Source organism: Acinetobacter suaedae (genome assembly GCF_008630915.1).
In the GTDB taxonomy this organism is placed as follows: Bacteria; Pseudomonadota; Gammaproteobacteria; order Pseudomonadales; family Moraxellaceae; genus Acinetobacter; species Acinetobacter suaedae.
Window position 1 is genome coordinate 1,910,125 of the sequence record NZ_CP043909.1, and the last position, 13,801, is coordinate 1,923,925.

Genomic DNA, 13,801 nt, shown 5'->3' on the forward strand with positions numbered 1-13,801 from the left:
ATGTATTTGAGAAATTATTATGAAAAAACTTGCTTTGATCGCTGCTCTTTCAGTTGCTGGTATCGCAAATGTTCAAGCTGCTGATGGAACAATTACAATCAATGGTTTAGTAACTGACAAAACTTGCAACATTGTTACTCCAGCAGGTAAAGATTTTGTTGTTACCCTCCCAACTGTTTCTAGACAAACTCTTGCAAATGCTGGTGATGTCGCTGGTCGTACACCATTCCAAATCAACTTGGAAGACTGTTCAGCTGGTAAAGTTGCAACTTACTTCGAACCAGGTGCAACTGTTGACTTCAACACTGGCCGTTTAATCAACCAAGCTGCTGCTGGTGCTCAAAACGTTGACGTTCAATTACTTGGTGACAACAACCAAGTAATCCCTGTATTAGCTGCTGGTGCTAATGGTGCTCAAGCAAACTCACAATGGGTTGATGTTGTAGAAGGCGGTAGCGCAGACCTTAACTACTATGCTGAATACTATGCAACTGGTGCTTCAACTGCTGGTGAAGTAACTACTTCAGTTCAATATACAATTATTTATCAATAATTTATTGATAACTGAGTTTCTATGTTCGTAAACATAGAAACTCCCTTCATTTAACTTTCGCCATTTCTGAGAATGTTACACATGTCATTTAACGGTAGTAAATTTTTGTCTGGTTTTGCACTCTGCTCAATGCTAGCGACTGCAGCACATGCAGAGATTGTCATTCACGGCACGCGTGTTATTTATCCCTCCGATGCACGTGAAGTAACTTTACAACTCAGTAATAACGGCTCAAAACCTGCATTAGTCCAAGCATGGATTGATGAGGGCGATCCTAAAAGTACACCTGATCAATCGAAAGTTCCTTTCATGATCACGCCTCCGATTTCGCGAGTCGAAGCAACAAAAAGCCAAACACTTCGGATTACGGCTTTACCAAATGCATCACAGCTAAATCAACAGCAAGAATCTGTACTTTGGTTAAATATATTGGATATTCCACCTCGACCAACAGGTAAAGGTGCCGAATCAGTACCAGATAATTTTTTACAACTTGCCATTCGTTCAAGAATTAAATTCTTCTACCGCCCTGCGAGTATTAAAGTAGATGCTAATTTAGCAGCCGATAAGCTGCAATGGCAAAAAGCAGGTCAAAGTGTAGTAATCAAAAACCCAACACCTTTTCATATAACCATGACTTCAATCTATCAAGTTAATGGCGACAAGAAAGTAGATCTACTACCTAAAGGTTTAATGTTAAAGCCATTTTCTGAAGATCGAGTTCAATTAAAAATCTCCAATACAGAAAAAATGAGCTTTATCAATGTAAATGATTACGGCGGACGAGTCGAGAAACCAATTAAGTTTCAATAATCATCTTATATCCAGATAACCAATAATTTTAAGTACCTATACAATATAGGCGATCCTTATCATGTCAAAAAAGCACGCACCATATAGATTATTAAAGCGGCATATTTGTTTTTACCTTACTTCTGGCGTAATCAGCATGACTATGCCAGTAATGGTGTATGCAGACGAACTCAAAAACAATAATGCGACGGAAGCTGAATTCGACTCTTCATTTTTAATTGGTGATGCACAAAAGATCGATATTTCACGCTTTAAGTACGGTAACCCAGTATTACCAGGTGAATATAATGTAGACGTATACATCAATGGTAAATGGTTCGGCAAACGTCGTATGCAATTTAAAGCTGTCGACCCTAAGCAAAATGCAGTTACCTGCTTCAATTCTAATACTTTACTCGAATACGGTGTTAAGCAAGATGCTTTAGCGATCCATCAGTCTGCTATTTCACAAAATAGCTGCCTAAAAATAGATGAATGGATTGAAGATGCATACTATAATTTTGATACATCTAAGTTGCGTGTAGATATTTCTATTCCTCAGGTTGCGATACAAAAAAATGCTCAAGGCTATGTTGATCCTAGTGTTTGGGATCGTGGTGTAAATGCTGGCTTTTTATCTTATAGCGGTAGTGCATATAAAACCTTTAATAAAAGCAATGACAATAAAGAAACCACTAATGCATTTATGGCATTAACAGCTGGAGCGAATCTTGCTGGCTGGCAATTACGTCACAATGGTCAATGGCAGTGGAAAGATCAGCCTAACGAGAATGAAAGTAAATCAAACTATCAATCTACAAGTACCTATTTGCAACGTGCATTTCCTCAATATCGTGGTGTACTTACATTAGGTGATAGTTTTACCAATGGTGAAGTTTTCGATTCATTTGGATACCGTGGTATTGATTTTTCTAGTGATGACCGCATGCTCCCAAATAGTATGTTGGGGTATGCGCCTCGTATTCGTGGCAATGCAAAAACAAACGCTAAAGTTGAAGTACGTCAACAAGGTCAATTAATTTACCAAACGACTGTATCACCAGGTAGCTTTGAAATTAATGATCTCTATCCAACGGGCTTTGGCGGAGAACTTGAAGTTTCTGTGATTGAATCAAATGGTGATATCCAAACATTTTCAATCCCCTACGCTTCTGTCGTTCAAATGCTAAGACCTGGCATGAGCCGCTACTCGGTTACTGCTGGCGAATTCCGTGATCGTGATATTGATTTAGACCCTTGGGTTGTGCAAGGTAAATACCAACTCGGTATTAACAACTACCTGACTGGTTATACAGGTTTTCAAGCAACTGAACGATATGCATCTGCACTATTAGGTACAGCCTTTGCGACACCTCTAGGTGCTATTGCAGTTGACGTAACACATTCTGAAGCTGACTTTGAGAAAAAAGCGTCTCAATCTGGTCAAAGTTATCGCTTGAGCTATAGTAAGCTGATCTCTCCGACAAGTACCAATTTAACCTTAGCCGCATATCGATACTCGACTGAAAATTATTACAAATTACGTGATGCACTTTTAATCCGTGATTTGGAAGATAAAGGTATCAACAGCTATGCTGTGGGTAAACAACGCAGTGAATTCCAAATTACCTTAAATCAGGGTCTTCCTGATGGTTGGGGTAACTTCTACATGGTCGGTTCGTGGGTTGATTATTGGAATCGCAATGAAAGCGGCAAACAATACCAGTTTGGTTATAGTAATAACTACCATGGTTTAACTTATGGTTTATCTGCAACCAAACGACAAGTTGACTATAGCTCGAATAATCGTACACGTGACACTGAATACTTGATGACGCTCTCCTTCCCATTGAGCTTCAAAAAGCATTCAATGAATGTGAATGCAAATGCATCACAGAATAACCGAACTGTTGGTGTTAGTGGTACTGTTGGCGATCGCTTTAATTATGGAACATCTATATCACACCAAGACTATAGCAACCCAACATTCAACGTAAATGGTCGCTATCGCACCAATTTCACGACCGTTGGTGGATCTTATAGTATTGCTGATACCTATCAACAAGCGATGGTAAGTTTAACAGGTAATATTGTTGCGCATCGTGATGGGATTTTATTCGGCCCTGAACAAGGTCAAACCATGGTATTGGTTTATGCTCCAGATGCAGCAGGTGCCAAAGTCAATAATACAACAGGTTTAAGTGTCAATAAGGATGGCTATGCTGTTATTCCTTATGTAACACCATATCGTTTAAATGACATCACACTTGACCCACAAGAAATGTCTACAAATGTCGAACTTGAAGAAACTAGCCAACGAATTGCCCCATTCGCAGGGTCTATTACGAAAGTAGACTTTTCTACGAAGAAAGGTTATGCAATTTACATTGCTGCTAAAACTTCGACTGGTGAAAATCTACCATTTGCAGCTCAAGTATTTGATCAAAATAATGAGTCTGTTGGTATTGTTGCTCAAGGCAGCATGGTGTATTTACGTACCCAAAAAGCACAAGATCAACTGTATGTAAAATGGGGTGATGATAGCGCTGAGCAATGTGAGATTACTTATGACGTAACAGCTCAGCTTGCACAAGATCAACAAAACTTAATAATGACTGAGGCGGTTTGTAAATGAAAAAATTACTCTTAAACAGTGTTTTGCTCACCGCTGGTCTTGGTTTGTATAGTGAGGCAAATGCAGCCTGTACACTTAGTTATGGGTTCACTACCGTTGATATTTCCATGGCTGTAGGGAGAGTCGTTGTTCGTCCTAGTGACACAGTAGGCACGATTCTACGTAAAGCAACCTTCCCTATTAATCCCAATGGCTCGACTCTTAGATGTAATTCAAGCTCAGATCGCATTTATGCTGATTTAACACAGAATTATCCAATCAGTACCTTAGGTAATAGCATTTATACAACGAATATCCCAGGTATTGGTATCCGTTTATATCGTGAAGCTGAAAATGCAACCAATTTCTCTGGTTACTATCCATACTCTAGAAATCTTAGCCCTGGAACAACTTACAATTTAGCTCAAGGATATTTCGTTGTAGAAATTATCAAAACAGCAGCCCAAACAGGATCAGGAACATTAGTACCAGGACGCTATAGTAGTTATTATGTTACTGGCCATGCGAATCGCCCATTCTTAACCAGCACAGTCTATGGAAATGCAATCACCATTGCTTCTTCATCCTGTGAAATTCAAGGGAATATCAATAAAGTTGTTACTTTACCCACTGTGACAAAATCAGGATTCACGGGTGTAGGCTCCACTCAAGGAGCACAAGCTTTTGATCTCAACATTTTATGTAACGGTGGTCAGAACCCAACAGGTTATGAGGAAAAAAACTTAATCAGTTTAAGTTTTGACTATATCCAAGATGGAACAAATAATCAGGTTTTATCAAATACAGCTCCTGCTGCAACGCGAGCGAATGGTGTAGGTGTTCAATTGCTTTGGAATTACCAAAATAAAAATCAAGCGATCAGAAAAGGTGACAAATTAGAAATTGGCACCATTAAATCGAATGATACCTTGCAATTCAATATTCCATTAACAGCCCAATATTATCAAACCGCAGCAAACGTTAGTGCAGGAACTGTCAGAGCAATGGCAACGGTCACTATCGAATATGATTAAATTTAAGACTCCCTAAATGGGAGTTTTTTTTGTTCATCAAAACAATGCGTAAAATATGCTATCAGAAAACAAATAAAATCCTAGTGAATATAAAAATATATCTCAAATATTTATAATTAAATTAATTATCAGTTTTTATAAAAAATATATACTACATCACACTTTGATAGCCTTTTTAACTAACACTTTATAATCAATATTGCCTTCACAATTATTTGTATGTTAATAAACACTTAACTCATCTAGAAGGAATATAAACATGAACAGCATAATATATAAACTCATACTATCGACATTAACAATAATTTTTGTTTCTGCAAGCCATGCAACGAATACAATCCAAATAAATGGAAAAATTATTGAAGATACGTGTTCTCAGCAACATCAGCATCGAGATTGTGAATTAATAAGCAATTTAAATAAAAAAATAGATAACAACTCAATATCTCTAATAGATTTGCAAAATAAATCACAAAAAAACAATATGATTGAAATAAATATTGAAAAACAAACAGAGACAAATAATAGTGTGATCGTTGTGAGCTATTACTAAAAAGATTTAAATTAAAAAAAGTATGCTATTAAATAAACAACTACATTATCTTCAAGATATATAATATTTGATAGCATAAAAATGACATACGAAAAGCTCCTTCTCGATTTTGAGTAGTTCGGTTAAAACGTGCTAAATAAGGATCAATCAAAATCAAAGCCAACTGTATCAGACTTATTCCAATGCTGATTCATGTGTTCAAAAACTCTCTCTTTTGATAGTCCGTCTTCAACATAAAAAAAACGCATTTCTTTACTTCGTTTCAGTATCATTAAACGATAATTCACTACACACTTTTTCAATGTAACTGCAAAATCTCGTTGTGAATGATCTGTTAAATCCTGTTCAGCTTTTTCAATATCTTCATGCTGGATAATCCACTCTAATTGAACCGGATCACCAAACTCAATCGGAAGCGTGAGAATCTCACCATCTTTAAATCCACCTAGATATGCTATTTTCATTTTTTCTCTCTTTTTTGTTTTGTTGTTCATGTATTTATTAAATCATAAAAAGCTATAGAAGAGTGTTAAAGTCAAAACAGCATTACCAAACAACTACGCAACTATAAAAAATAAGTTGTTAATAATTATGATAATTCTACACTTATTATTGTTATAACATACTATGTATAAAATACAATTGGATAAACATCATATTGTGCTGTTTACACAGATTTAGACATTAAAAAACCACTTAGGATTAGTACACCTAAGTGGTTGTTTTATATGGTGGGCCCACCGTGACTTGAACACGGGACCAACGGATTATGAGTCCGCTGCTCTAACCAACTGAGCTATAGGCCCTATAAATTTAATCATGTTCCTATGATTAAATTCTGCCAAATTTTAGTTAAATTTAACTTAAATTACAAGCAGATGATTTTATCAAACATACAGAATTGTAAGTAAAATCTTTAACTGCGCTGATTCTAGCTGATCTATATATAACGAGTAAAGTATATATTATGAAATTTTGATCATTTAAAAGACATCCAATTTTCTCTAGATCTGGAATTTTCAGATATGTATTTTCTTCAAAACTCGTATTACACTGCTGCCATTCAAGTGTAATGGTTGTGACCATGAGAAAATTTTTAGGAAAAACTATATTTAAAGCAACAGGTTGGGAGTACAGAGTAGATCCAACTATTTTAGAAAAGAAACAAGTCATTATCGGTTTTGAGCATACCTCTAACCTAGATACGATCTTATCACTTGCCCTATTTGAGATTTTAGAATTAAAAATCCATACTTTGATTAAAAAAGAGCTGTTTAAAGGCCCCTTAAAACCTGTTCTAGAACGTCTAGGAGGTATCCCTGTTGATCGTAAGGCGAGCAAAGATATCGTGACTCAAATGGTTGATCTATTTAACCAAAATGAGCAATTTAATCTTGTCATCGCACCTGAGGCCACTCGCGCGAAAGATGGTGAAAAACGTAAGCCAATCCGTACAGGTTTTTGGCATATTGCCAAAGCAGCAAACGTTCCGATCATTTTAATGTATGCCAATGCACGAACTAAAAAGGGTGGGATTTTAGGAAAAATCTACCCTACTGATCTACAACAAGATCTAGAGAAAATTAAAGCGATGTATGCTGAATATGATATTGATGTCAAAATCAATTAAGCTATAAAGTTTAGCTGATCAAGTTTTATGATTTCATCATAATTTTATATTTTGAATGTTAGCGGCGAGAGTTTTCAACAAAACCCTTGCTATGCTAATATTCATGCACTTTTTGAGTTTTATTTTTTTGGAGTTACTTCCATGGCGGGTCATTCTAAATGGGCCAATATTAAGCATCGTAAAGCGAAACAAGATGCCAGTCGCGGTAAAGTCTTTACTAAATATATCCGCGAGATTGTTACCGCAGCAAGATTAGGCGGTCCTGATGCAGCGAGTAACCCTCGTTTACGTGCTGTTGTTGAAAAAGCACTTTCTGTCAACATGACACGTGACACCATCAATCGTGCAATCCAACGCGGTGCTGGTGGTGAAGAAAATGATGATTTAAAAGAAGTAACTTATGAGGGTTATGGTGTCGGTGGCGTTGCTGTTATCGTTGAAACGATGACTGATAATTTAAACCGTACTGTACCTGATGTTCGACACTGTTTTAGTAAAACCAATGGTAACTTAGGAACGAATGGTTCAGTTGCATATCTGTTTACTAAACGTGGTGAAATTTCTTTCGAAGATGTCTCATTAGAAGACAAAATCATGGAAGTCGCTTTAGAAGCGGGCGCTGATGATATCGAAGTTGATGAAGACAGCATTCTCGTCATTACCAGTCCAGAAAGCTTTGGTGAGGTTCAAGATGCGCTAGCTGCGGCAGGTTTAAAATCTGATAATGCCGAAGTCGTTATGAGCCCATCAACTAAGGCTGAAATCACGGATGTTGATCAAGCAAAACAAATCATGAAAATGATTGATATGTTAGAAGATCTTGATGATGTTCAAAACGTTTATACCAACGTTGAATTCTCTGAAGAAGTCTTAGAACAGCTTGATGCATAAGCAATCAATATGAGTAAAAAATGCATCTTTTTAGATGCATTTTTTATAGCTTATTTAAAAGTTTATAACAGTTAAAGACGTTGTATTCTTTGATCACAAAACTGGAATGCAGCGCGACAACACTGTCGATTTTACCAATACGGCGTAATAATATTTCACTGTAATCATCCATATTACGCGCAACAAGTTCTAAAATAAAATCTGCACTCTGCCCTGTGACCAAAAAAGCATTGGTTACTTCTGGAATATCTTCTAGCTCTTCTAAAAACTTATCAAAAGTCTCACTATCATGCTTGCTCAAGGAAACTTGCAATAAGATATGTAAACTGAATCCAAGCTTATTAAAATTAATTTCTCTTTTTAGCTGCCCCATCACCTGAGATTCAATCAGATTTTTGATCCGACGATGCACCGAGCTCACAGACAGATTAATACGTTCTGATAACTCATTCAGGTTCACATCTTCATGCGTTAAGATCTCAAGAATCTGCTTATCGAAACGATCTAACTCCATCTTATTATTCCTTTTTCAATGCAATGAAATTTAGTCACCTATTATTTCCCTGTTTGCATTTTTTTAAAAGTGTATTTGACAATAATTTCCAATTTTTAAAGATTTCATTCAATTATATTTGAATAAAAAGTCATAACTTCAGATTATTTCCCACATACTGACCTATTAAACTTATTTTTTTCAACTCTAAGCTATTCTTACTACATATGATAAAAACGAGCCAAGTTTTAGCTTGGCTCGTTTTTAAATAGATTTCATTTTAAGTTATAGCGCAATTAAAAATTGCTTAAGCTTCTACAACTTTCAAATCAAGCCCGGCGGTATTTGCAAGTTCCGTAAACGTCGGAAAACTTGTTGCAACCGTTTCAGTACCATGAATCGTAATCGCACCAGCAGTTCTCAGACCTGCAATACTAAAACTCATTGCAATACGATGATCATGGTGAGATTCAATTTCACCACCATTAAAGATTGCTGACCAATCACCAGACTTGCCCTTACCTTCAATGATGATGCCATCTTCTGTTGGCGTGCAATCGATACCCATGATTTTCAAACCATCTGCCATCACTTGGATACGATCAGATTCTTTTACACGCAACTCAGCAGCTCCAGTCAACACAGTTTGACCTTCAGCACATGCAGCCGCGATAAATAATGCTGGGAATTCATCAATTGCCAATGGCACTTGATCCTCTGGCATATGGATGCCTTTAAGTGTACGAGAACCTTTAATATGAATATCTGCAATCGGCTCACCGCCTGCAATACGCTCATTTTCAACGGTCAGATCAGCACCCATTTGTTTCAGGATTTCAATCACACCCGTACGTGTTGGGTTAATACCAACCGCTTCCAGTACAACATCTGCACCTTCAGTAATCGCAGCGCCAACCATAAAGAACGCAGCAGAAGAAATATCAGAAGGAACTTGAATATTCGTACCGACTAACTTACCACCGCCCACAAGAGAAATTTTATTGCCTTCAGTTTTCACATCATATCCAAAGGCACGTAACATACGTTCAGTATGATCACGTGTTGGTTCAGGTTCAGTCACTGAAGTTACACCTTCTGCCCATAAACCTGCCAATAAAATTCCAGACTTCACTTGGGCAGAAGCCATTGGTAAATCGTATTGAATCCCTTTAAGCGCTTGACTACCTGTAATACTCACTGGTGGTGTACCTTTTTCACCAGTGGTTTGAATCTGAGCACCCATTTCACGAAGTGGCTTAGCAATACGCTCCATTGGACGTTTAGACAATGACGCATCACCTGTCATCACAGAATCAAACTTTTGCGCAGATAACATACCAGACAACAAACGCATGCTTGTACCAGAGTTACCCATATATAAAGCGCTTGCAGGTGCTTTCAAGCCATACATACCGACACCATGAATCGTGACTTCACCATTCTTCGGACCTTCGATACTTACGCCCATGTCACGGAATGCTTGTAAAGTTGCCAATGCATCTTCACCCTCTAAGAAACCGGTCACATGCGTTGTGCCTTCAGCAATCGCGCCAAACATGATTGAACGATGCGACACAGACTTGTCACCTGGTACGGTGAATTTACCTGTAAATGTTTTCTTTCCCGGTAAAATGCTAAATTGCTGTGTCACCTTGTTTTTCTCCATCAAAGGTTTTTTGGCTAACATATGGTTAAAGTGTTGACGAGCAGCTTGAGCATGCCCGAGCAATCCCATTAACGCTTGTGAATCTTCCTGTTCGATCAGTTTTTTCAACACTGAAAGTTGCTGTTCAAAACCTTCTACAGCATTCAAAATCGCAGTTTTGTTGGCGAAAAAAATATCATGCCACATTTGTGGATCACTGGCTGCAATTCGAGAAAAGTCTCGAAAACCACCCGCAGCATAACGGAAGATATCTAAATTATCTTCACGGTTCGCCAATTGCTCTACTAGATTGAAAGCCATCAAATGTGGTAAATGACTGGTGTGTGCCAATACTTCATCATGTTTGGTCACATCCATACAGATGACTTCAGCTTTCGCAGCAGACCAAAGCTGAATCAGCTTTTCGACCGCCCAATCCGCACTTGTAGCAACTGGTGTCAAAATCACTTTATGATTTGCAAATAAATCGACTTTGCCTGCATGCACACCTGTATGTTCAGCACCTGCGATCGGATGTCCAGGAACAAAACCAACCGGTAGACGCTCACCAAACACGGCTTTTGCAGCCTCAACAACATTGCCTTTGGTACTTCCCACATCGGTAATGATGGCATTTTGGTCCAGATAAGGCTTAATCTGTTCGAGTACCTTTTGAGTTGCACGCACAGGTAGTGCCAAAACAATTAAGTCAGCACCTACAACAGCTTCTTCAGGATTTGTATAACCTTCCTGAATAATACCCAGTGCTTTTGCGTCATCTAATGTTTTCTTTGAGCGTGTTGAAGCGACAATTTCAGATGCAAGTTGTTCTGCCACAATCACACGAGCAAGACTAGACCCAATCAGTCCAAGTCCAATAAATGCAACTTTTTTAAATAATGGTTGAGACATAAAACATATTGGCCTAATAAGACGATTTTGATATGGATAGATGTATAAACCACCTACCCATACGGTCAAAAATTATAAAACAGCGATTGGATAAGAACCCAGTACTCGCAGCTCTTTAACCATCGGACGAATTTCGTCTAAAGCTGCAGCTACATTAGCTTGATCAATATGACCTTCTAAATCAATAAAGAACACATAGGCCCATTTTTCAGGTAAAGCTGGGCGCGTTTCAATACTGGTCAAGCTGATTTGATGCTTTGCAAACGGTGCAAGGATCTCTAATAAAGCACCTGCACGATCATGTGCTGAGATCAATAAAGAAGTTTTATCATTACCACTTTGAGGAATTTTTTCACGGCCAATCACAAGGAATCGCGTCGTATTTTCTGGATTATCCTCAATATTGCTATGTAAAATCTCAAGATTATACATATTCGCCGCAATATCAGATGCAATCGCAGCAGAATGCCATTCATTACGAATACGGCGTGCAGCCTCTGCATTAGAATTTAGGGCAACACGCTCTACACTGGGATAATGAGCATCCAACCACTTACGGCACTGTGCTAAAGTCTGCTGATGGGCGTAGATTTGTTTAATACTATCTTTACGAGTATTTTCTGACACAAGAAATTGATGATGAATCCGAAGTTCTACCTCACCGATGACATTTAAAGTCGATGCTTTAAAACAATCAAGGGTATGGTTTACGATTCCTTCAGATGAGTTTTCAACTGGCACCACACCATAATGTGCACTACCTGCCTCAACTTCACGGAACACCTCATCAATAGTTGGCAACGGACGCACAATTGCATCTTGCCCAAAATGCTTCAAAACAGCCGATTGCGTAAATGTTCCTTCAGGCCCTAAGAATGCAATGCTCTGTGGTGCTTCAAGCGCCAAACATGCAGACATAATTTCACGGAACAATCGAGCCATCGTCGCATCGGATAAAGGACCTTGATTACGCTCCATAACTTTACGTAATACTTGTGCTTCACGTTCTGGACGATAAAATAATGGATTTTCTTCTGCTGCAAATTTCGCCTTAGCTACAGCCTCAGCCAACGAAGCGCGACGATTTAGTAATTCTTGGATTTGTTGATCAACACTATCAATATCATTACGAATTTGTTCTAAGTTAAGTGAATTCGATGTGTTCTGTCCATCGTTTACCATTGAATGTAGCCTCAGCAAAATCATCTATAAGAATGGATTACAATTCATCAATGAATTGTTCAATTCAGCTAGTATAACAAGACTTTCATACATTAAACACGCTGAGTTTTAACTCTTTTTGCTGCCAAACTTTTAGGAAACCTATTCATGATTTGGGCGTATCGCTCATTATTTATCAAATCTAAATATTTTTCTTGCATTGCTTTGGCTATAATTGATTTAAATCTAATAACAACAGTAACAATAAATGAATAAATTGTTTTTAGTCACAACACTAAGCTTAAGTAGTATTAATTTAACAGCGTGTATAGGATGCTATAATCCAACGGGTTGCACGGCCGACACTTCGCCCTACTACATCACCCAAAGTACCACTTACATTCGAGGGATCACAGTTCCCCCACAAACAAAATTAACATATAAAGCACAAAATTTTAGTCAGAAAAATCAACAGACAAAGCCCTTAAACGAGAGAGATTTAACTGACATTGTGTTGCCCACAAATACAGCAATCGTTTGGGGTGGCATGCCATCAGCAAAGTTTATACGGTTTTTTAATTCTGAAATGAAAGGATTTACTGTGTATCCTGCACAAGGTTTTAATCAAAACTCATCAAGTGAATTTCTAAAATTATGGCAAAGTTGTGATAGTGATTTAAGCATTACACTAAAAGATCCTCATAACTGGGCCTTTGATCCCAGCAATATGGAAATACGTGGTTGTGGTGTAAATATTCAAAAAAGAAGTCAATATAATACTCACTTACCAAACCAAGACAAAGCCGATGAATTCCTAATAAAGATCAATCACGCACTACAAAAATTACCAAAACAAAAAGAATACCCTGTGATTTATATGCAAGAAAAATAAGAGTTACCCACTTACAATCGTATAAACACATAAATGGCGAAAAGAACTATCAACCGGGTTCCTAAGCTCATTTCGCATTATATGTTCCAATTGAAAATTCAGTGTTTCACACAGCTTTCTTGCTTCTTGATTTTCTTGATCAACAAAAGCCTCTATACGTTTAAAACGATAATGAACCTGTAAAACGTTAAGTAAGAGTTGGATCGCCTGCTTCATCAGACCTTGTTTATTAAATGCGGTGTTTCCCCAAAAACCAATTTCTAGTCTGGAAATCTCCCAACAGATATTATGCAATCCAACTAGACCAATTAGACGTGCTGTTTTCTTATGTCGAATGACAAATACGATATCCTTATTTTTTGATAGATTATCTTGTATGTGCTGACAATATAATTTCGTATTCTCTAAACTTTGTTCATTTAACACCCAAGGAATTGTTGCAGGATACTTCTGTAAGTGAGCTAAAGAATCAATAATCGCCTCATATACATCTTGAGCATCTTCTTCACACAATACATGTAAATAAATCTCCTCATTTACGAGTGCCGAAATAAACTTCTGATTTTGAAACAAGTTTATCCCCATAATATGATATGTTTAAATATAAAAAAGTTGAATCAGATTAACTGAT

Annotated in this window: 13 protein-coding genes and 1 tRNA gene; 8 read left to right on the top strand and 6 right to left on the bottom strand. The window is 37.5% G+C overall.

All coding sequences use genetic code 11. From position 1 onward, the window contains the following. Positions 1-19 precede the first annotated feature (19 nt). The 5 genes from F2A31_RS08945 (at position 20) to F2A31_RS08965 (ending at position 5,546) form a co-directional block, all read left to right on the top strand. Positions 20-553 (top strand): fimbrial protein, encoded by a 534-nt coding sequence (locus F2A31_RS08945; protein ID WP_150026098.1) that lies wholly within the window; start codon positions 20-22, stop codon positions 551-553. An 81-nt stretch (positions 554-634) separates the two neighbouring features. After that, a complete protein-coding gene (locus F2A31_RS08950) occupies positions 635-1,366 on the top strand; it encodes a fimbrial biogenesis chaperone (protein ID WP_150026099.1) in 732 nt (243 codons plus the stop codon). A 61-nt stretch (positions 1,367-1,427) separates the two neighbouring features. Further along, positions 1,428-3,980, top strand: a complete 2,553-nt coding sequence (locus F2A31_RS08955; RefSeq protein ID WP_150026100.1) for a fimbria/pilus outer membrane usher protein — start codon at positions 1,428-1,430, stop codon at positions 3,978-3,980. Then, complete coding sequence (locus F2A31_RS08960; RefSeq protein WP_150026101.1) at positions 3,977-4,993, top strand: fimbrial protein; 1,017 nt, start codon at positions 3,977-3,979, stop codon at positions 4,991-4,993. The genes F2A31_RS08955 and F2A31_RS08960 overlap by 4 nt, the downstream gene beginning before the upstream one ends. A gap of 259 nt (positions 4,994-5,252) precedes the next feature. After that, positions 5,253-5,546 carry a type 1 fimbrial protein gene (locus F2A31_RS08965; protein ID WP_150026102.1) on the top strand — a complete coding sequence of 98 codons (294 nt, stop codon included), beginning with the start codon at positions 5,253-5,255 and terminating at the stop codon, positions 5,544-5,546. A gap of 143 nt (positions 5,547-5,689) precedes the next feature. On the opposite strand, the gene F2A31_RS08970 is transcribed toward F2A31_RS08965, so the two are convergent. Further along, the gene (locus tag F2A31_RS08970) at positions 5,690-6,010 is read right to left on the bottom strand and encodes a hypothetical protein (RefSeq protein WP_150026103.1); all 321 of its coding nucleotides are present in this window, start codon (positions 6,008-6,010) and stop codon (positions 5,690-5,692) included. Between the two features lie 265 nt (positions 6,011-6,275). Beyond that, a tRNA-Ile gene (locus F2A31_RS08975) sits at positions 6,276-6,352 on the bottom strand. 266 nt (positions 6,353-6,618) lie between these two features. Between F2A31_RS08975 and F2A31_RS08980 the strand changes: the two genes are divergently transcribed. Continuing rightward, a complete protein-coding gene (locus tag F2A31_RS08980; protein WP_150026104.1) occupies positions 6,619-7,176 on the top strand; it encodes a 1-acyl-sn-glycerol-3-phosphate acyltransferase in 558 nt (185 codons plus the stop codon). A 141-nt stretch (positions 7,177-7,317) separates the two neighbouring features. Continuing rightward, a complete protein-coding gene (locus tag F2A31_RS08985) occupies positions 7,318-8,067 on the top strand; it encodes a YebC/PmpR family DNA-binding transcriptional regulator (protein WP_004638700.1) in 750 nt (249 codons plus the stop codon). A gap of 43 nt (positions 8,068-8,110) precedes the next feature. Here F2A31_RS08985 and F2A31_RS08990 read toward each other — a convergent pair whose 3' ends face one another. The 3 genes from F2A31_RS08990 to pheA all read right to left on the bottom strand — a co-directional run bounded on the left by F2A31_RS08990 (position 8,111) and on the right by pheA (position 12,299). Next, the gene (locus tag F2A31_RS08990) at positions 8,111-8,581 is read right to left on the bottom strand and encodes an Lrp/AsnC family transcriptional regulator (protein WP_004638699.1); all 471 of its coding nucleotides are present in this window, start codon (positions 8,579-8,581) and stop codon (positions 8,111-8,113) included. 286 nt (positions 8,582-8,867) lie between these two features. Next, positions 8,868-11,117, bottom strand: coding sequence for a bifunctional prephenate dehydrogenase/3-phosphoshikimate 1-carboxyvinyltransferase (locus tag F2A31_RS08995; RefSeq protein ID WP_150026105.1), 2,250 nt, complete (start codon positions 11,115-11,117; stop codon positions 8,868-8,870). A gap of 72 nt (positions 11,118-11,189) precedes the next feature. Continuing rightward, positions 11,190-12,299 (bottom strand): prephenate dehydratase, encoded by a 1,110-nt coding sequence (gene pheA / locus F2A31_RS09000; RefSeq protein ID WP_150026106.1) that lies wholly within the window; start codon positions 12,297-12,299, stop codon positions 11,190-11,192. A gap of 247 nt (positions 12,300-12,546) precedes the next feature. Here pheA and F2A31_RS09005 point away from each other — a divergent pair, with 247 nt between their 5' ends. After that, positions 12,547-13,170 (top strand): hypothetical protein, encoded by a 624-nt coding sequence (locus tag F2A31_RS09005; protein ID WP_150026107.1) that lies wholly within the window; start codon positions 12,547-12,549, stop codon positions 13,168-13,170. Positions 13,171-13,173: 3 nt separating this feature from the next. On the opposite strand, the gene F2A31_RS09010 is transcribed toward F2A31_RS09005, so the two are convergent. Next, positions 13,174-13,743, bottom strand: coding sequence for a GNAT family N-acetyltransferase (locus F2A31_RS09010; RefSeq protein WP_228715629.1), 570 nt, complete (start codon positions 13,741-13,743; stop codon positions 13,174-13,176). Positions 13,744-13,801: the final 58 nt, after the last annotated feature.